General features: G+C 63.7%; 15 protein-coding genes. 9 read left to right on the forward strand and 6 right to left on the reverse strand.

The genetic code is table 11. The annotated features are described in order from the left end of the window. Positions 1–198: 198 nt before the first annotated feature. On the forward strand, positions 199–882 hold the full coding sequence (locus tag F8A90_RS08370) for a TetR family transcriptional regulator C-terminal domain-containing protein (RefSeq protein ID WP_200019738.1): 684 nt from the start codon (positions 199–201) through the stop codon (positions 880–882). A gap of 200 nt (positions 883–1,082) precedes the next feature. Here the strand turns inward: F8A90_RS08370 and F8A90_RS08375 are convergent, their stop codons facing one another. Beyond that, positions 1,083–1,688 carry a hypothetical protein gene (locus F8A90_RS08375; RefSeq protein WP_200019739.1) on the reverse strand — a complete coding sequence of 202 codons (606 nt, stop codon included), beginning with the start codon at positions 1,686–1,688 and terminating at the stop codon, positions 1,083–1,085. Beyond that, positions 1,685–2,128, reverse strand: coding sequence for a hypothetical protein (locus F8A90_RS08380; RefSeq protein WP_200019740.1), 444 nt, complete (start codon positions 2,126–2,128; stop codon positions 1,685–1,687). The genes F8A90_RS08375 and F8A90_RS08380 overlap by 4 nt, the downstream gene beginning before the upstream one ends. Before the next feature lie 373 nt (positions 2,129–2,501). Between F8A90_RS08380 and F8A90_RS08385 the strand changes: the two genes are divergently transcribed. The 6 genes from F8A90_RS08385 to F8A90_RS08410 all read left to right on the forward strand — a co-directional run bounded on the left by F8A90_RS08385 (position 2,502) and on the right by F8A90_RS08410 (position 8,488). Further along, on the forward strand, positions 2,502–3,485 hold the full coding sequence (locus F8A90_RS08385; RefSeq protein WP_200019741.1) for a MurR/RpiR family transcriptional regulator: 984 nt from the start codon (positions 2,502–2,504) through the stop codon (positions 3,483–3,485). Positions 3,486–4,078: 593 nt separating this feature from the next. Further along, entirely contained in the window at positions 4,079–4,933 is an 855-nt protein-coding gene (locus tag F8A90_RS08390; RefSeq protein WP_200019742.1) for a transporter substrate-binding domain-containing protein, read from the forward strand. Between the two features lie 47 nt (positions 4,934–4,980). Beyond that, positions 4,981–5,706 (forward strand): amino acid ABC transporter permease, encoded by a 726-nt coding sequence (locus tag F8A90_RS08395; protein ID WP_200019743.1) that lies wholly within the window; start codon positions 4,981–4,983, stop codon positions 5,704–5,706. Next, positions 5,703–6,356, forward strand: a complete 654-nt coding sequence (locus F8A90_RS08400) for an amino acid ABC transporter permease (RefSeq protein ID WP_077376658.1) — start codon at positions 5,703–5,705, stop codon at positions 6,354–6,356. The genes F8A90_RS08395 and F8A90_RS08400 overlap by 4 nt, the downstream gene beginning before the upstream one ends. Beyond that, positions 6,340–7,158, forward strand: a complete 819-nt coding sequence (locus tag F8A90_RS08405; RefSeq protein WP_200019744.1) for an amino acid ABC transporter ATP-binding protein — start codon at positions 6,340–6,342, stop codon at positions 7,156–7,158. The genes F8A90_RS08400 and F8A90_RS08405 overlap by 17 nt, the downstream gene beginning before the upstream one ends. Before the next feature lie 52 nt (positions 7,159–7,210). Then, a complete protein-coding gene (locus F8A90_RS08410; RefSeq protein WP_233593609.1) occupies positions 7,211–8,488 on the forward strand; it encodes an amidase family protein in 1,278 nt (425 codons plus the stop codon). A gap of 111 nt (positions 8,489–8,599) precedes the next feature. Here the strand turns inward: F8A90_RS08410 and puuE are convergent, their stop codons facing one another. The 3 genes from puuE to F8A90_RS08425 all read right to left on the reverse strand — a co-directional run bounded on the left by puuE (position 8,600) and on the right by F8A90_RS08425 (position 14,336). Continuing rightward, positions 8,600–9,553: an allantoinase PuuE gene (gene puuE / locus F8A90_RS08415; protein ID WP_200019746.1), complete on the reverse strand. Its 954-nt coding sequence runs from the start codon at positions 9,551–9,553 to the stop codon at positions 8,600–8,602. Positions 9,554–9,678: 125 nt separating this feature from the next. Beyond that, positions 9,679–12,504, reverse strand: coding sequence for an ATP-dependent DNA helicase (locus F8A90_RS17560; RefSeq protein ID WP_233593610.1), 2,826 nt, complete (start codon positions 12,502–12,504; stop codon positions 9,679–9,681). Further along, entirely contained in the window at positions 12,501–14,336 is a 1,836-nt protein-coding gene (locus F8A90_RS08425; protein WP_233593611.1) for a VRR-NUC domain-containing protein, read from the reverse strand. The genes F8A90_RS17560 and F8A90_RS08425 overlap by 4 nt, the downstream gene beginning before the upstream one ends. A gap of 291 nt (positions 14,337–14,627) precedes the next feature. Here F8A90_RS08425 and F8A90_RS08430 point away from each other — a divergent pair, with 291 nt between their 5' ends. Further along, positions 14,628–15,350 carry a DUF3581 family protein gene (locus F8A90_RS08430; protein ID WP_200019748.1) on the forward strand — a complete coding sequence of 241 codons (723 nt, stop codon included), beginning with the start codon at positions 14,628–14,630 and terminating at the stop codon, positions 15,348–15,350. A gap of 189 nt (positions 15,351–15,539) precedes the next feature. On the opposite strand, the gene selD is transcribed toward F8A90_RS08430, so the two are convergent. Continuing rightward, positions 15,540–17,939, reverse strand: coding sequence for a selenide, water dikinase SelD (gene selD, locus F8A90_RS08435; protein WP_200019749.1), 2,400 nt, complete (start codon positions 17,937–17,939; stop codon positions 15,540–15,542). Between the two features lie 70 nt (positions 17,940–18,009). On the opposite strand from selD, the gene F8A90_RS08440 reads away from it, so the two are divergent. Beyond that, positions 18,010–18,729 (forward strand): ACP phosphodiesterase, encoded by a 720-nt coding sequence (locus F8A90_RS08440; protein ID WP_200019750.1) that lies wholly within the window; start codon positions 18,010–18,012, stop codon positions 18,727–18,729. Position 18,730 lies beyond the last annotated feature (1 nt).

Here is an 18,730-nt window from a genome sequence, read left to right on the forward strand (position 1 = left end):
AAATGGTCAGTGCATGTTGTGGTATTTTGTTCACCGATGTCTCAACGGGCTGTTTTCACTGCTGTTCCAACGCCACGTGATAGTCGCTTGACCAGAGCCTCCTGCTTGCGCACATCGCCGCTGACAGGCGAGTGAGACAGACAGGGGGCTGTCGCCAAGAGACTCGTATGCTTTTTTCTGACTTGATGAGTGATGCCGATGCCCGCGGATTCTCCTTCTTCCCTTTACGCTGAAGTCCGTCGTACCCGTAGCGCGGAATTGAGCGTGCCGCCTGCCAGCTCGCCGCGTGAGCAAGCCGAGAGCCGTATTCTCGAGGCCGCCGAATGCGTATTCGCCTGTCACGGTTATCGCGGCAGCACCTTGAAGCAGATTGCGGAAGTGGCCGAGTTGCCCAAGGCCAATCTGCTCTATTACTTCGGTTCCAAGGAGAAGCTCTACGTTCACCTGCTGGAGCAGACCCTGACGCGCTGGAATGCCTCGCTCGAGGATATCTCGCCCGACGATGAGCCGCGTGAGGTGCTGGAGGCGCTGGTGCGCGTCAAGCTCAAGCTGGCGCGCCAGGCGCCGCAGGCCTCGCGTCTGTTCGCGGCGGAGGTGATCAGCGGGGCGCCTTTCCTGCGCGATTATCTCAGTGGCGACCTGCGTGACTGGGTGCAGGCGCGCTGCGATGTGATGAAGGCCTGGATGGCAGCGGGCAAGCTGCGTGAGGCGGAACCGATGTGGGTGATCTACCTCATCTGGTCCACCACTCAGCATTACGCGGATTTCGCCGCCCAGATCGATCAGCTGGGGGGAGCACCGCAGAGCGATGAAGACTGGGAGCAACTGGCGGATTTCGTGGCCAGCACGCTATGTGATGGTCTGTGCCCGAGACAGGCATGAGCGGCATGAGCGGCATGAGCGGTTGAGCGCTTGATTCGGCGGGCTCAGCCCTCTGTCAGTCGCCTGTTGTCAGTTGTGTGTCGTCAGTGACTTGCTGCACACCAAAAAGCCCGCCCCGGATTTCGGGACGGGCTTTTTGGTTGTTGGTTCTTGAGTCTGGAGTCGTTCTAGAAAGAGCGAAGGAAAGGGCCGTCAGGCGGTCAGCTTGCCATCTCCAACGGCATGCCAGGATCGCGATCCAGCACGGCATCCTCCTCCTGCTTGGCCCCAGATAGTTCGGCTTTCTCCAGTTGAGAGATGTCACAGTGTTGATGCATCTGCCAACCATCGCGGGCATCGTCGGCCAGATAGATCAGCGCGGCGTCGGCGCTTGCCCACAGCCGGGCGAGGTCACGTTGGTGGCGAGTGCGGTTGGCCAGTGGCAGCGCATCGGCGGTGACTACCACCACCGGCGCCTTGCGCAGCCAGCGCGGCGCATGACTTGGCCAGCTGTGATGCACGGCGTCCAGCCAGGGCGCCTGGGGATGGCCGGGCGATGACTGCCAACGCCAGCCACGCCCGACCTCGGTGATCCCGCGCGCCGTCCAGATCAGGCTGCGGCGCGGCAGCTGCGCCTCCAGGCTTTTCAGCAACGCATCGTCGCTATCCGTCAGCGGCTGGATGGCTCCTGACATCATGCTCAGGTACTCGCCAGCGTGCTGGCCGGCGGTCAGCTCCAGCTTGATGCGAGGCGCCGGGGCGAGGGCGATGCTGTTCTCCAGCGGTATGTGCATGCCGCATTCCATGCCGATGGTATAGACACTCATGCCAGCATTCCTCGACGCGTCATGCTCTGACGCAGCAGGGTGTGGTGGCGGTGCATCGCCTCCCAGTCAGCGTGAGCCTTGTGGTTGATGTCAGGGTTGAAGACGGCTTTCTGCTGCGCGATGGGCGATGCTGTCGAGGTCGAAGTCGGAGTGTATGTCTCGGCTGAGGTCTGGGCCGCCACGGCTGAGGCGGCAATGTCAGCCTGGCTGCGCGTGTCGTGGGTCGGTGAATGCGTCGTGGAGACCGCCGTTGCTTTCAGACTCAGCGGCGGTGCCTCGTAGCCCATCGCCATCACGCCCAGCAATTGAGCGGACTGGGCATTGGCGACATCCTGGGTGGCGCTGCTGGAGCGCGGCAAGAGGGTGAATGTCTGTGTCGTGACCTTGGCTGTCATGGCTCGGCAGGTATCGAGGAGGGCAGTCATCGTTGAGGTGGCCATGAGAATGCTCCTTGCGCATCGCGAGCGCTTTATCGGGAATATTGCAGTCCGGCAAGGGTCGTTGGCGTTACTGCGCGGCGTATGACCTGTCGGCTGGCTACTCTTGATGAAGCGGCTTGCGTGCCGGTTTGATGTGATGAACAGTAAAAACAGTCGCTTGTATCTGTCGCGCGGTGCGGATGGTTGGCGTCGTGCAGCGCTTTAGGGCGTCAGAGGCGTTCAGGATGAGGAAAAAGCGCTCATCGCGAGGGCTACGCCTTTCGTCTATGCACTGTCAGTCAGCACCTGGCCCAGGCTTTGCACTGTCTTGATGCAATCGTTGATGCAATCGTTGCTCTGCGCTCACGCAGAATCTTTTCAGGAGTGTGTCTTCATGCCACGAGCGCCCATAGATCACAGCGCGCCCTCCGAGGCTGACGTGTACGGTGAATCCCGGGTAGTGCACCCGGAGGGGGAAGCGCCTGCCCCCGACGACACTGTCAGTCTTGCCACCAGTCCCGCTCGCCATGCCGCAGGGCAAGGCAGGAAGAGCCTGAGTCTGCATCAACGCCTGACCCGTTCGCTTGAGGAGCTCACCCCGAATGAGCAGCGCATCGCGCGCTTTCTGCTCGCGCATCAGGATGAACTGGCGCTATACAACGCCGCGGAACTGTCACGCCTGACCGACGTCTCCAAGGCGACGGTCAGCCGCCTGTTCCGACGCCTCGGCTATCAGGATTTCCGTGAGGCGCGGGATCAGGCACGCAGTCTGCGTCAATCTGGCGTGCCGGTGGCGGCAGCGCCGACGGCAGACCATCACCAGCGTCACTATGAGCAGGAGTGTCGCAACCTGCGTCAGGCGCTGGCGGCGCTGGACATGCTCGACATGGAGGCCTTGAGCAGCGCTCTGGCCAAGGCCGAGCGGCTGCAGATCATCGGCTTTCGCAATGCCTATCCTCTGGCGCTGCATCTGCGCCAGCAATTGCTGCAGCTACGGGCGCAGGTGGCGGTGCTGCCGCAGCCTGGCCAATCACTCGGCGAGGAGGTCGCGCGACTGGGTAGCGAGGATGCCGTGGTGGTATTCGCCATGCGCCGGCGCCCGCAGGGCTTGGCGCGATTGCTTGAATGGCTGGGGCAGGCCCCCTGCACGGTGCTGCTGGTCTGCGATGACAGCCTTGGCATCATCCCCGCCGGTATCGAGCATGTCCTGCGTTGCCCGTTGGACAGCGTCAGTGCCTTCGACAGCTACGCCGCGGCTATGAGTCAGATCAATCTGCTGGCCACGCGGCTGCTGCATGATGATCTCGTCGGCGGACGCAGCCAGATACGCCGCGTGACGGATACCTTCGATACGCTGGAAGAACTGGGCGACGGCTGATCGTCCAGCTTGCAGTGCCCCTGCCTTTCCTTTCTCCCTCTCTATTCCTTCGGGTCGTCTGCCTTGCCTCTGACCTGTGTGGCGGCCCGATTCTACCCACCGCGCTCTGCGCACCCGCAGGGCGCATGCCCCTCTCGGGCTGCACCATCTGCTGCCATCTCACCGTTGTTTACGCTCTGATCTCGCCGCCAGGCGAGGGCGTCATCCTCGATTTCGACTCTCCCCTGACGTGTCTCGCTTCTTCTCGTTACTACTCGCCTGTCTTGCTTTCAGGCCAGTGCTCAAGCGCGTGCTCAGGCGTGTGAGCCGCCGGCACCTCTGCGCTGACTGGAACTCGATTACCTTGACGGAGCACCAGGCGGGAGTCTTTGGCACACCTGTTGCAAAGATTGATAAGGGAATCACTTGTTTCATTGGTCAGGTTCTGAAGACGAATGCGACAAGGAGTCACTGGAACTGACTCGGCGAGACATTCGGCAAGAAGCACGGCGGAACGATCAACAACCAACAACAATCAACTGCCGCAAGGCACCAGGTGCATGACGAGTCGTCCTCGCATCAGCGCCTGGCATGACGGATACCGGAGTCGACCGATGAGCAAGCGTCACGAGAGCAAGGCCCAGCAGCGCGCTACACAGGCAGACAACAAGCAGCGTCTTGGCAACTGGGTGCGCAAGGGAATATTGCTGGCCTTGTGGGGCACGTTGGCGTCCACCGCCTTGAGTGCACACGCGGATGCACTGAGTGACATCACCGATAGCGGAGTGCTGAAAGTGGCGGTGCCCCAGGACTTCCCGCCGTTCGGCTCGGTCGGGCCTGACCTCAAGCCGCGTGGCTACGATATCGACATGGCGCGCTATCTGGCGGATGAGATGAACGTGAAGCTTGAGCTGGTACCGGTCACCTCGGCCAACCGCATCCCTTACCTGCAGACCCGCAAGGTCGATCTGGTGATCTCTAGCCTGGGCAAGAATCCGGAGCGTGAGAAGGCGATCGATTTCTCGGATGCCTATGCGCCGTTCTTCCTCGGCGTGTTCGGCGAGAAGGGCAGTGAGGTGGATTCCGCGCAAGGACTGAGCGAGAAGACCATCGGCGTGACACGTGGCTCTGTGGAAGACATGGAGCTCAGCAAGGTGGTGCCGGAATCGACCACCGTGAAGCGCTTCGAAGACAACAACACGACCTTGTCGGCCTTCCTGTCAGGTCAGGTCGAGATGATCGCTACCGGCAACCTGGTCACCGCCGCCATCGCCGAACGCAATCCCTCCCGCGTGCCGGTCAGCGTGCTGCCGCTCAAGAATTCTCCCTGCTATGTGGGCATGCGGCATGACACGCCGGCGCTCAAGGCGCGCGTGAACGAGTTGATCGCCCAGGGGATCGAGGACGGCACGCTCAATGCGCTCTCCGAGACCTGGTTCAAGGCGCCGCTGCCGCCACTGGATGCCTGAATCGAGACGTCGCACGCCTGACTCCCTTTGCCCGTGAGGCTTGATCGATGAACTATCTTCCGGATTTCTCGCGCCTGCTGCCGTATCTGCCCGACCTGCTGGCCGGGCTGATGACGACGGTCTGGTTGACCACTCTGACCACCACGCTGGGGATACTCGGTGCAGTGCTGTGTGTCTGGCAGCGCCATCGAGCACCGACCAGCCTCTTCAGCCGGCTGCTGGGCATGCTGGTGGAGCTGCTGCGCAACACGCCCTTCATCGTCCAGCTGTTCTTCATCTTCTTCGGCCTGCCGGCGCTGGGGCTGTCACTCAGCGCCGAGATGGCCGCGGTGATCGCGATGACTTTGAACCTTGCCGCCTACAGCAGCGAGATACTGCGTGCCGGTGTCGATGCCACCGGTCGCGGCCAGTGGGAGGCCGGGCGTGCGCTGGGTCTCACGCCCTGGCAGCGCTATCGCCATGTGGTGCTGATGCCGGCGCTGGAACGCATGTATCCGGCGCTGACCAGCCAGTGCGTGATCGTGATGCTGGGCTCCGCCGTGGTCTCCCAGATCAGCGTGGCGGACCTGACCTTCGCGGCCAACTTCATCCAGTCGCGTACTTTCCTGAGTTTCGAGAGCTACGTGGTGACGGCAGGCATGTACCTGCTGCTGGCCATCGCGATGCGCGCCTTGCTCAACCGCATCGGGCGTCGTCTGTTCGGCTTTCGCCATCTGACGCCAGCCCCGCGCCGCCGTCTGTCTTCCCATGTGCTGAGAGAGGCCCACTCATGATCGACTTCACACTGTGGGACATTCTGCGCAACCTGCTGCTGGCGGCGCGCTGGACGCTGGCGCTGTCTCTGATCGCCTTCATCGGCGGCAGTCTGGTGGGGCTGGCGCTGACCTTTCTGCGTCTGACTCGTTGGCCGGGGGCGGCACTCTTCTGTCGCCTCTATACGGAGCTGTTCCAGGGCACGCCGCTGTTGATGCAGCTGTTCCTGGCCTTCTTCGGCGTGGCGGTCTTCGGGCTGGATGTCTCGGCCTGGACGGCGGCGGCGGTCGCGCTGACGCTGTTCAGCAGTGCCTTCCTGCATGACATCTGGCGTGGCTGTGTCGAGGCGGTGCCCAAGGGGCAGTGGGAAGGGGCGCGAGTGCTGGGGCTCGGTTATCTGAAGACCATGCGTCACATCATCCTGCCGCAGGCGCTGCGCATGGCCATCGCACCGACCGTCGGTTTCTCGGTGCAGATCATCAAGGGCACCGCGCTTGCCTCGGTGATCGGCTTCGTCGAACTGACCAAGGCCGGCACCATGCTCAACAACGCCACCCTGGAACCCTTCACCGTCTTTGCGCTGGTCGCGTTGCTGTATTTCGCCATGTGCTATCCGCTCTCGCGGCTGGCTCGCCACCTGGAGGCACGTCTCAATGTCACTGCTCGCTGAAGTTTCCCCGCTGGACACCGTCTCATCCGATTCCTCGGTCACCGAGAGTGCTGCCGTCTCCGAGAAGGCAAAGGCGCCGTTGGTCAGCCTGTCGGCGCTCACCAAGTCCTTCGGCGATCTGACGGTGCTCAAGGGCATCGATCTTGAAGTGCGCCCGGGCGAGGTGGTGTCGATCATCGGTCGCAGCGGCTCCGGCAAGAGCACCTTGCTGCGCTGTATCAACCAGCTGGAACAGCATGACGGCGGTAGCATCCACGTCGCCGGCAATCTGCTGGACGGTAGCGAGATGGACGCCGCCGCTCTGGCGCAGGATGTCGGCATGGTGTTCCAGAGCTTCAATCTGTTCCCCCACAAGCGCGTCGGCGAGAACGTGATGCTGGCGCCGATGCTGGTCAAGGGCGTTGCACGGGATGTCGCGGAGCGCGAGGCCCGCGAGATGCTGGCCAAGGTCGGGCTGGGGGAGAAATTCGATGCCTGGCCGAGCCAGCTCTCCGGTGGCCAGCAGCAGCGGGTGGCGATCGCGCGCGCCCTGGCGATGCACCCCAAGGTGTTGCTGTGTGACGAGATCACCTCGGCGCTGGCCCCGGAGCTGGTCGGCGATGTGCTCAAGGTGCTGGAGCAGCTCAAGCGTGAGGGCATGACGTTGATTCTGGTGACCCACGAGATGAATTTCGCCCGCGATGTGGGGGATCGCGTGATCTTCATGCATCAGGGGCGCGTGCATGAATCAGGCGACCCCGCGACGCTGTTTGCTAACCCGGCCACGGAAGAGTTGCGCCAGTTCCTCGGCGCGGTGCTTTGATGGCGTCCCGTATCAATGAAAGATCCCCATGTGTCGAAAGGAGTCGGTCCCAGTGGACAAGCGTATCTATGTATCACCTGCGTGTTTCTCGGGGCCGAAGGGAGAGGGGCCTCTCAATGGCAAGCGGCTGGTGGTGAAGGACCTGTTCGGGGTCAAAGGCGAGCGCACCGGACAGGGCAATCCTGACCTGCTGGCAAGCGCCCCCATCGAGCGGGAGACGGCGCCCAGCGTGTTGGCGCTTCAGAAGGCAGGGGCCGATTATCGGGCGCGCACCACTACCGATGAGCTGGCCTACAGCCTCAACGGCACCAATGCCCATTGTGGCACGCCGCAGAACCCGCGTGCGCCGCTGAGGTTGCCGGGAGGCTCAAGCGTAGGCTCTGCCGTAGCGGTGGCGCGCGGTGAGGCGGAGATCGGGCTGGGAACCGATACCGGTGGCTCCATCCGCGTGCCGTCCAGCTACTGTGGGCTCTATGGGCTGCGGCCGACCCATGGCCGCATTGACATGTCAGGCCTCAAGCCGCTGGCGCCGCGCTTCGATACCATCGGCTGGATGGCGCGGGATCTCGCGACGCTGACACAGGTCAGTGAGGTGTTGATGCCACCAACGACAGCGACTCGTCTGCCGGCGAGACTCATCCTGCTGGTGCCGGAAGGACTGGCGGCGGGGCCTTATCAGCGATTGCTGGGGCCGCTGGCGCGTCGTCTTGAATCACTCGGTTTTCGCTGCGAGCGGCGCATGTTGAGCCAGGCCTTCATGGCGAGGGCCAGTGAGGCCTTTCGGATTCTGCAGGGCTGCGAGATTCGTCGTACGCACCAGGCATGGTTGAGTACACCGGAGGAGGGCACCGACTCTCACTGGCCGCAGCTGAATCCTGATATCGCGGCACGTCTCAAATGGTGCATGACCCTGAGTGACGCCGACGAGCAGGCAGCAGAAGCCAAGGCAGACACCGTGCGCCGCTGGTATCGCCAGCAGCTGGCAGCCAGTCATGAGGGCGGAGAGAGTGCCTGTGACGATGGTAGTGCGGCTACCCATGCCCAGGCGGAGGCCACCAGCGAGGCGGTGTTCGTGCTGCCCACCACGCCGGGCGCCTCACCGCTGCTGGGCGCAAGCCTCGAGGAGATGGAGGCCTATCGTCATCGTTTGATGGGACTCACCGCACTGGCCGGCTTGAATGGCGCACCGCAATTGAGTCTACCGTGGCTGACCGATGACGCTGCGCGCCTGCCGGAGGAGGCTGCACCACCACCCTGGGGCGTCTCATTGCTGGGCCTGCCGGACCGTGATGAGAGCCTGCTGGCATTGGCCTGCATGTTGGAAGACTGACTGGCGCAGCCTTGACGGTGCGATCGCTGACCTTCTCTGGATTCAATCACAAACGCCGCATCCCGAAAGGGCTGCGGCGTTTCTGGTGCTGGCGCTTGAAGGGATGGTTCGTCAGCTGGCGGGGGGATAGGGATGCTCGCGCTGCCAGTGCTCGGCGATATCGATGCGACGGGTGATCCATACCCTGTCGTGGGACTGGACGTAATCGAGGAAGCGTTTCAGTGCCGCGAAGCGTCCCGGTCGTCCGGCGATCCGACAGTGCAACCCGATGGAGAGCATCTTGGGTGCCGTGTCGCCCTCGGCGTAGAGCACATCGAAGGCATCGCGCAGGTACTGGAAGAAATCTTCGCCGTTGTTGAAGCCCTGGGCGCTGGCGAAGCGCATGTCATTGGTATCCAGGGTGTAGGGGACGACGAGATGCGGCACCTGCTCGCCATTGGCGGTGGTCACCTCCATCCATAGCGGCAGGTCATCGCCGTAGTAATCGCTGTCGTAGGTGAAGCCGCCGTGCTCCACCACCAGTCGGCGGGTATTGGGGCTGTCGCGCCCGGTGTACCAGCCCTGTGGTGCATGACCGACCAGCTCGCGATAGCTTTCCACCGCGCGTTCCAGATGGGCGCGCTCATGGGCGTCATCCATATGCTGGTAATGAATCCAGCGCCAGCCGTGACTGGCGATCTCATGACCATCCTCCAGGAAGCGTGCGACCAGCTCCGGATGCCGCGCCAGCGCCATGCCGACGCCGAAGACCGTCAGCGGCAACTCGCGGCGCTTGAATTCATCCAGAATCCGCCACACGCCACTGCGCGAGCCATATTCGTAGATCGACTCCATGCTCATGTGCCGCGCGGGGTAGGCCTCGGCTCCGATGATCTCGGAGAGAAACTTCTCGCTCTCGCTGTCACCGTGCAGCAGGCAATTCTCGCCGCCTTCCTCATAGTTGAGCACGAACTGCACCGCGATCCTGGCACCACCCGGCCAGTTGGCATGGGGGGGATTGGCACCATAACCGATCAGGTCACGCGGATAGTCGTCGCCCCACAGGGCGTTGTCGTTGTCTGGCATCGTGCGGCTTCCTTGCGGGTGGCTAACGAAATGAAGTGCGAAATGAATACCCCATCACTCTCCATTGATGTGCAGGCTTTGTGCCATCAAGGCGCATCGTGCTGGTGTCACGCTTGCATCCCGCATCAATCCGTCGGTGTCCACCAGCGCGGCAGCAACCGTGCGACTTCCGGGCGCAGGAAGCGGTCATCGATCAGGTGGATCACGCCCTGATCCTGCTCGTTGCGAATCACGCGGCCTGCGGCCTGCACCACTCTGGTGAGCCCTGGGTACAGATAGGTGCAGTCATCGGCATTCAAGGGCTGGATGACAGGGCGCGGTGCACGGGTATCGTCGGGAGACTCGCTCGTAGGGCCCTCCATCTGTTCCGGCTGGCTACGACGTAGGGCATCGCTTTCCAGCCACTGCGCCAGGCGCTGCTTGAGCGCTTCATTCTCCGGGCTGAAGCCGGCCAGCCCCAGGGTGGCGATGAAGGCCCCGATCAGACGCGAGCCGGGCAGATCGATCCCTTCACCGAAGGCGCCGCCCAGCACCGCGAAACCTATGCCCTGGCCGTCTGGGGTGAAGCGCTGAATGAAGGTGGTGCGCTCCGCTTCCGTCATGGCACGGGTCTGGCGCCATTGGGGAATCTCCGGCGTCAGCTGTTGCAAGGTGTTGGCGACCTGCTCGAGATAGGCGAAGCTCGAGAAGAATGCCAGATAGTTGCCCGGGCGCTGCTGGTATTGGCGGGCCATCAGTTCGGCGATGGGCCGGCAGGAGGCCTCGCGGTCCCGCAGGCGGGTCGAGAGCCGATGGCGACTGACCTGCACCTGCGTCGCCCTGAACGGCGAATCGACACTCAACCAGACCGCATTGTCCGCCAGTCCCAGCAGGCGGTGATGATAGGCCGGCGGATTGAGCGTGGCCGAGAACAATAGGGTGGCGTGGCTGGCGCGCAGGCGGGGTGCCAGCCACGGCGCCGGGCTGACGCAGCGCAGTCGCGGTTGTATCTGGCGCACGCTGCGCCCTCGGGGCTTGCGAGGCCGGGCTGCTGCTACTGTTTCTGCTTTTTCTCTTGCAGCCGATGCTGCGCCGGTGCGTGAGCTTGAATCGCTGGTGAGCGTTGCCTGCCGCGCAGGGAGAGTGGCGGCGAGTTCGACCTCGAACAGCGAGTGATCGCCGAAGCCTTCGGCGAGTCGCGTGAGCGTCAGCGCCGCGAAATAGGCCTCCATCATCTCGACGTCAGGCTGGCGGCGGCTGGCCGCGGTGGATGTCGGACTGGAGTCTGATGGGGTGGTGCTTGAGGCCAGGGGAACGGCATCGCTCGCGATCAGGCCCAGCTGTTCGGGGGCTTGTGTGGCCGTGGCTCGCGCTGCCTGTTGTCTGGCCGCAGGAGCGGTTGCGGCCTTGTCGGGCTCCGCCAACCAGTCGCCCATCGCGCCCGTCCATTGCGTCAGCGCCTTGAGGAAGTCGCCGGGCAACGTCTCCAGCGCAAGACGTGCCTGTTGACTGCCATCATCGGTGCTGCCGTTCCCGTTGCTTGGATTTCCTGAGCTGCCGTTTTCCGGCCCGAGCTGCTCCAGCGCTCGCCACTGCCGGGCCAGCGTGCGGGAGGCCGAGCGCAGCGGGGCCGGATGGCCCGTGCGACTCAACTGCTTGAGCAGGAAGTGGAACTGTCGGGCGTCGAGTTCGGTGCTGTACATGCCGCGGGCGCGTTCGATGAGGTTGTGGCTTTCATCGACGAGCACCACGGAGCGCCAGTCATTGGCCTGGGTCAGGGCGAACAGCAGCGCATGACTGTCGAAGTAGTGGTTGTGATCCCCGATGATCACATCCGCCCAGCGCGAGAGCTCCTGGGCGAGAAAGTAGGGGCAGATCTCATGGGCCAGGGCGTGTCGGCGTGTCGTCGCCAGCGTCAGTGGCTGGTGGTCGGCAAGCGCGGCGCTGCGCGCCGCGGGCAGGCGATCATGGAAGCCGCGCGCCAGCGGGCAGGACTCACCATGACAGGCGAGAGTCGGGTGCTCACAGGTCTTGCTGCGCGCGCCGAGTTCCAGAATGCGCAGCGCTGCGGCAGGCGTGTCCGATGATTCCGCGTGCTCGACAATCTCCGGCCTCAGGGTGGTCAGCGCGTCCAGCGCCAGCGCGCGGCCCGGAGTGCGGGCGGTGAGGTAGAAGAGCCTGTCCGTGCCGCTTGCGGGCATCGCACGCAGCGCAGGATACAGCGTCGCCAGCGTCTTGCCGGTGCCGGTCGGCGCCTCGGCCAGCAGCTCGCGTCCAGTCATCACCGCCTTGTAGGCATGCTCGGCCAGCTGACGTTGACCGGGGCGCCAGGCAGGCCAGGGGAAGGCAAGCGTGCCAAGGGCGCTGTCACGGGCGCGGCGATGCGCCAGTTCATTGTCGGCGAACTCGCTGAAGCGTGCGGCCAGACGTGCAAGCTCCGCTTCCAGCGCCTCGCGGCTCCACCAGGCTTCCAGGCGTTGTTCATCCTGTGAAGCCCCGATGGAGTCACCGCCGGATTCCGGTTCACCCTTGGTAGCGCTGGCTGGTGCGTCCGCGGCGATATCCAGATACACCAGCGCCAGGGTGATGCCCTCGAGATCGCGACTGCGGCACATCAGGGCACCGTATACACGCGCCTGGGCCCAGTGCAGGGCGCGGTGATTCGCGGGCTGACGGGACAGGTCACCACGGTGGGTCTTGATCTCCTCGAGACAGTTGCGCCTGGGATCATAGCCATCGGCGCGGCCGCGAATCTCGAGATTGCCGATGCAGCCGGAGAGCGATATCTCGCTTTCGTAGTCCTTGCCACGCCGACGCACGATGCGCTGATGACCGCGAATGCCCTGTTGAGCGGTGGGCGAGGGCGTGAAGCGCAGATCCAGATCGCCCTCGCGTGCGGCGAAGGCGCACAGCTCGCGTACCGCGATTCGATAGCGCTCGGGCGCGTTGCTTGAGGTGTCGGCCGTGATCATCGCGCAGTCGGTGCCTTGCGTGCCGTGGCCTCGTCGTCGGGCGCATCAGCGGCGTTTACGGTCTGCCATTCGACACGGCACTCCAGCGCCGGAATCTCATGGCGTGCGAACAGGGCCAGCCACTGACGCTGGTTGTCCTGCAGGCGGTCAGTGGGTGCCTTGACCTCGATCATCCTGTAACGCTCGCGGGTGTTCTCGGGGAAGAACTGGATCAGGTCCGGCAGGCCAGCGCGATGCTCGCGGGGATTGGCCAGCAGGTGTCGGAAGCAGGCCTCCAGATGTGCCGGGGGGATGCAGTCCAGTGCGTGGGACAGCAGCTCCTCGCTCAACAGTGGCCAATGCACGAAGGGCGCTTGAATGCCCTGTTTCTGATGATGGCGCTCACGAATCGTCTCCCGGTAGCGGCCATCGGCCAGGCGCGCGAAGCAGTCCTCGAAAGCAGCCTGGCGACGGTTGACGAAGTCAGGGCGGTAGAGGTCCGCCGGACCGGTATGAAAGGCGTGGAAGAAGGCTCCCGGCAAGGGCGCGAACAGTACGTCCCAGCACAACAGGGTGAAGAGCGCGGGGAGCAGACCATTCTCGACATAGAAGACCGGTGCCTCGGGCGTGGCCAGTGCATGCGCGGCCGCGCGCTCGACCCCATGGATACCGGCGGCGGCCGAGGTGGCAAGGTCCGGCACCGCAAGGGTGATCTGAGGCGTGGCCGGCGCCTTGGCGCGTCTGGGGGCGGCCAGGCCAAGGCCACGGCACAGGCGAGGCAGGGCGCGCTCAAGTGCCAGCTGCTCATCCAGCGTGGTCTCGGCGCGCGCCAACCGCTCGCTGGCCAGTGTGTGGGCTGCGCTGATATCGCCGGAAAGCTCCAGCGCTCTCACTCGACGCGGCATGGCACGCGGCGCATAGGCGGAGTCTTGGAGACAGGCGTACTGGAGTGCGGCTGCGTGATGCCAGCCCTGACGCTCGGCATCGCGCGCCAGCGAGAAACGCAGCCGGTCACGTCGCTGTGCCAGCCAGGCATTGGCGCGATTCGCCTCTGTCGCGTCGCCTTCTGACGATGTCACCTCGTCCAGTGCCGAGATGATGCGCTGCCAATGCGGCTCCAGTTCAGCATGCGCCGTCTCACGGTTCAGACGCTCCCTGGCCGTCTGCCAGTCCTCACGCAGCTGCTCCAGGGCCAGATAACGATCCACCTCCCAGCGCTGGGTGAAGGCGCGCGAGTCTGGCGAAAGCACGACCGTCTCACAGCGCAGCAGGCCCAGTTCACTGAGCACGAAGTCCGACAGAGTCTGGCGCAGGTTGCCGAAGAACATCAGGCTCAGGCGTCGCGACAGCTCACCAAGCCCAACACTCAGCGTGTTGGCGGTGGGGTCATTCAGCCACTCGGGCAGTGACCGTGGCGTGGTATCGCCCAGCAGCTCGCTGAGGGCATCCGGCATCCGGCGTTTGGGCGTGCTTCTTGGCAGCTCGGGGAAGGCGTCCTTCAAGCGCGGCAGTGTCACAAGTGACAGCATTTCCTCCAGGCTCAGGTCAGCGTTCAGACGGCACAGACCATCAGGCGAGGCACTGTCGGTGATCGGTGTGATCAAAGGCTGGCTTGCGGCCTCGATGTCGCCGATTTCGGCATAGTGGAGCTGCGTGACCTCGTAATGATCGCCCTTGCGCATCAGCAGGCGGACCAGCAGGGCACGCGAGGCGTCCGGCAGGCGCGTGATGGCGTCCACCGTGGCACGCTCCGCCTCTGTCAGCAGATCGGCGTGACACTGACAGACCCAGTCGAGCAGGGTGTCGAAGTTGGCCAGGTAGTAGCGCGGATTGTCGAGGGAAGCGGCTTGCATGGCGACCTGTCGAAGTGGCGGGCAGTGCAGCGGTTTGCCCGAAAGCATGGGGTTATATACAGTATATGGCCAGCTGTCGCGCTGCAATCTCTTGCAAAGCCTGTCACGAGTCACCATCTGGCTGTCATCCAGTGGTAAAATCGTCTCATCTGCATGTCTTGAAAGCTACATGACACGACAGGTGGGCAGACGTGACAGTGCGTCGACCGCGATTCCTCCCCTCGGAGGCATTTCCGCGATGGTTCAGGACGGGCCATCGATCATCATTCAAGCAGGGCAGGAAGGCAGTCCATGTTTCTTGATCAGTTTCACCGGGTCGAAGAAGGCCGCGTGCGGATCACCGCCGAGCAGGCAAGTCGCTTCGCCAAGCAGATGGCGGGGGATTACAACCCCATTCATGACCCCGACGCGCGACGCTTCTGTGTGCCCGGCGACCTGCTGTTCTCCCTGTTGCTGGCGAAATTCGGCCTTTCACAGTGCATGACCATCCGTTTCTGCGGCATGGTCGGCAATGATGTGCCCTTGATCTTCGAAGCGCTGGAAGAACCCGACGAGAATGGCGTGTCGCTGCTGGTGCGCGATGAAGCCGGCAAGGTCTATCTGACGGTCGAGCGCAGCGGTGATACCACGCATGACGAGGAAGTGGTCGCCAATTTCACTCGCCAGTATATCGCCTTCTCCGGGCGCAACTTCCCGCACTTCCTGCAGCCGCTGATGCTGGAGAAGGGGGTGATGTTCAATCCGGCACGCCCGCTGGTGATCTATGACAGCATGGGCTTCTGTTTCGAACGGCTCGATATCGCCGATCTGCATCTCGATTTCGTGCGCTCCTCGCTTGAGGTCAACGGCAAGCGTGGTGATACCCTGCTCGAATTCGGTATCCATGATGGCGAGCAGTGCATCGGCAGTGGCTCCAAGAAGCTAGTCGTCAGTGGTTTACGTGATTATTGTGCCGAGACGATGGATGCCTTCGTGGAAAGCTTCGAGGCGCTCAAGCGCGAAGCCGAAGCCTGAGCCGGCCGAACCGATATGGCCGAACGGAGCCAGTCGAAGGTGAGATGGCCGAAGTGAGCTAGCCCTCGGACTTGCGTGCTGCAGAGCTCAAGACGCCCGCCAGAGAGATCTGGCGGGCGTCTTTTCGTGGGGGCAAACGACCGGCGGCAAGGGGGCGGCTGACGTCGTCGGTGAGTTGTCCCGCCGCGTTCAGCGCTTGATGCTGATCGGTGCCAGCGCGTCACCCTGTGGCAGGATGCGCCCGATGATGGCGCTGGCGTGATAGCCGGCGGCCTTGAGCGCGGCCAGGCAGGACTCGGCCTCACCTGCCGGCACACTGGCCAGCAGGCCGCCGGCAGTCTGTGGATCGAACAGCAGCGGATAGCGCGGATGATCGATGACGCCGGCCTGATCCTTCAGGGCCCGCTTGAGACGCAGGTTGGCCGGTTGCAGTGAGCTGACTACCCCGCGGGCGACGCAGTCCTCGGCGCCGTCCAGTATCGGCAGGGCGTCGATCTCGAGTTCGGCATCCACGCCGCTGGCGCGGGTCATCTCCACCAGATGGCCGAGCAGGCCGAAGCCGGTGACATCGGTGGAGGCGCTCGCCTGATGGGCGCGCAGGATATTTGCCGCCTGCTGACTGGATTGCTGCATGCTCTCCAGAGCGGCATCGATCCAGCGGCCGCGCGCTTCCAGGCGTGCGTGCGCTGCCAGCAGGGTGCCGGTGCCGATGGCCTTGGTGAGGATCAGCACCTCGCCTGGCTGCATGCCGCCCTTGCAGGTGACGCCGGCCAGACTCTCCTCCACCAGACCATTGAGCGCGAAGCCCAGCGCCAGCTCCTGACCTTCGCCGGTATGTCCGCCGACCAGCGTACAGCCTGCCTCGTTGAGCACTTCGGTGGCGCCTTGCATCAGCTCGCGTACCAGCGGTTCGACCTTGCGCTCGATTCCCTGCGGCACCGTGGCGACGGCGGTCGCGGTGTGGGGTGTCGCGCCCATGGCGTAGAGATCGCCCAGGGCGTGATTGGCGGCGATGCGCCCGAACAGATAGGGGTCATCGATGAAGGCGCGGAAGAAGTCGACGCTGTGTACCAGTGCCTGACCTTCGGGCACTCGCACGATGGCGGCATCATCCGGAGCATGCAGCCCGACCAGCACGTCCGGGTTCTCGCGTGGGGCAAGGCTCTGCAGCGCTCGGGAGAGCACACTGGCACCGACCTTGGCGCCACAGCCGCCACAGCGCATCGCCAGGGCGGACAGGGCCTGATGCGCTTCCTGCTCATCCAGCTCGGCGGTCAGGCGCGGGTGGAGCCTGCCATCGCCGCCCTTGAGCGCCTGCCAGGCAGCGCTGATGCGCTGTTGCAACCCGGCAAGGCCGCCGGTGTCCGCGGCGTCCTCCATGCTGGGCAGTTCATTGAAGCGTGCCATGAACTGGCGGTCGATATGGTCCTTCCAGCGCCACAGCCACGGGCGCAGCCACGGCGACACCAGCCCCAGATTGCCGCGTGAGGCAATGGCATCACGATCCCCGGTGCTGATCAGGGCCAGCCAGCGGGACTGCGGAATATAGGGATGTAGTGACTCTCCGCGCACGGCGCGGCGCAGGTTGTCAGCCAGCGGCCGTGACTGGCGTACGGCGAAGACGCCGGCCTTTTCACGCGGATGATTGACCTGATGCGCGATATCGCCCGCGGCGAAGATGGCATCATCCTCGAGCGTCTGCAGGGTATCGCGTACCTTGAGAAAGCCATCCTCATCCAGGCTCAGTCCTGTCTTCTCAAGCCAGCGTGCCCCTCCGGCGCGTGTCACCCAGATGGCCTCGTCGGCCGGATGGTGACTGCCGCTGGCACTGATCAGCTGGCGCTGGGATGACGTCGTGGACGATTCAACAGCGGTGATCTCCTCACCGAAATGTACCTGGATACCGCGTTCATGCAAGGTGGTAGCGAGTGCCTCGCTGACCTCAGGAGAATGCGTCGGCAACAGGCGCTGTCCGCGAGTGATCAGCGTCAGGTTCGGCGCAAGCGTAGCGGGCAACTCGGTGGCGAGGCGCTGCTGGATGGCCAGCAGCAGCTCGACCCCGCCGGCACCGCCGCCGACCAGCACGATGTCGAGAGGCCGCTCGGCGCTTCTGGCGCGCTCAAGCAGGCTCAGCCAGCGCTGCTGGAAGGTGCTGATCGGTTTGACCGCCACCACGGGAGCATCAGCCGATTCGGGATCACCGATACCGTCGATGTGGGACAGGCGAGGCGTGGAGCCGATATTGATCGACAGCAGGTCATAGTCCACCGCCGGGCGCTCGGCGCAGATCACGCGGCGCTGGCCGCGGTCGATATCGATCACCTGATCCCGATAGAAGCGTGCGCCGGCGAACTGACACAGCCGACGCAGGTCGATATGCACATCATCAAAGGTGTAATGCCCCGCCACGTAACCGGGTAGCATGCCGGAGTAGGGCGTGTCGGTGTCGCGACAGATGACGGTGAGGCGTACGCCAGGCTCAGGCTGCATGGCGAAACGCATCAACACGCCAACATGGCTATGTCCCCCGCCGATCAGGACGATATCGCGCACGATGGGCGCCTTGGCAGGCATGGACGCAGATGGCATCAGAGGTCTCGATAGTCAGAAGAGGACGGGGATATTGAATAATGGGTAATGATATCAGGAGTCTAGCAACTTGAACTTTCTTGGTCATGCGCACCTGTGTCTGGCGGGCAGCGATAACTTCCTGTTTGGCAACCTGATTGCCGACGGCGTGCGCGGCAGTGACCTGAGCGGCTGGTCGCCTGAGATAGAAGCCGGCATCCGTTTCCATCGCCGCTGTGATGCGGTGATCGATGCCCATCCCGAAACTCGCTGGCTGTTGACTCAGGTACCGCCCGCGTCACGTCGTGTGGCCGGCATCGCCTTTGACATGATGTGGGATCACCTGCTGGCTGGTGAGATGCACGATGACGATATCGAGCGCCTCTATCGCCTGTTGGCGCGTGAGGAGGTGCCGTCACGCCTGTCGAGCCTCATCGAGTGGATTCAGGTGCGCGATGCGCTCAGGCGCTATCAGGAGCTGGAGTTCACGCTCTCGACCATTGCCAGCATCGGCGAGCGCATGACGGCCAGACGCCGCATACGCCAGACAAGTGATCCTCGCCAGCAAAGTGATTCACGAAGGCAAAGTGATTCACGAAGGCAAAGTGATTCACGAAGGCAAAGTGATTCACGAAGGCAAAGTGATACGCGAAGCGGAAGGCGTACGCACAAGATGGGGGATCTGGAAGCTGGCGCCAATCCGCTGGCGGACATGACGCCGTGGCTGGCGGATAACCGCGCGATGCTTGAGGACAGCTTCGCGCGGTTGTGGCCGGACATGCAGGCATTGCGCCAGACGCCCGTTATCTGAT

The organism is Cobetia sp. cqz5-12, assembly GCF_016495405.1.
Taxonomy (GTDB): domain Bacteria; phylum Pseudomonadota; class Gammaproteobacteria; order Pseudomonadales; family Halomonadaceae; genus Cobetia.

Bases quoted from the DNA above. Each gene is read 5' to 3' on its own strand.
- puuE (WP_200019746.1), bottom strand. From the start codon at position 9,553: ATGCCAGACAACGACAACGCCCTGTGGGGCGACGACTATCCGCGTGAC.
- F8A90_RS08370 (WP_200019738.1), top strand. From the start codon at position 199: ATGCCCGCGGATTCTCCTTCTTCCCTTTACGCTGAAGTCCGTCGTACC.
- F8A90_RS08385 (WP_200019741.1), top strand. From the start codon at position 2,502: ATGCCACGAGCGCCCATAGATCACAGCGCGCCCTCCGAGGCTGACGTG.
- F8A90_RS08400 (WP_077376658.1), top strand. From the start codon at position 5,703: ATGATCGACTTCACACTGTGGGACATTCTGCGCAACCTGCTGCTGGCG.
- selD (WP_200019749.1), bottom strand. From the start codon at position 17,939: ATGCCATCTGCGTCCATGCCTGCCAAGGCGCCCATCGTGCGCGATATC.
- F8A90_RS08375 (WP_200019739.1), bottom strand. From the start codon at position 1,688: ATGAGTGTCTATACCATCGGCATGGAATGCGGCATGCACATACCGCTG.
- F8A90_RS17560 (WP_233593610.1), bottom strand. From the start codon at position 12,504: ATGATCACGGCCGACACCTCAAGCAACGCGCCCGAGCGCTATCGAATC.
- F8A90_RS08380 (WP_200019740.1), bottom strand. From the start codon at position 2,128: ATGGCCACCTCAACGATGACTGCCCTCCTCGATACCTGCCGAGCCATG.
- F8A90_RS08405 (WP_200019744.1), top strand. From the start codon at position 6,340: ATGTCACTGCTCGCTGAAGTTTCCCCGCTGGACACCGTCTCATCCGAT.
- F8A90_RS08395 (WP_200019743.1), top strand. From the start codon at position 4,981: ATGAACTATCTTCCGGATTTCTCGCGCCTGCTGCCGTATCTGCCCGAC.
- F8A90_RS08390 (WP_200019742.1), top strand. From the start codon at position 4,079: ATGAGCAAGCGTCACGAGAGCAAGGCCCAGCAGCGCGCTACACAGGCA.
- F8A90_RS08430 (WP_200019748.1), top strand. From the start codon at position 14,628: ATGTTTCTTGATCAGTTTCACCGGGTCGAAGAAGGCCGCGTGCGGATC.
- F8A90_RS08425 (WP_233593611.1), bottom strand. From the start codon at position 14,336: ATGCAAGCCGCTTCCCTCGACAATCCGCGCTACTACCTGGCCAACTTC.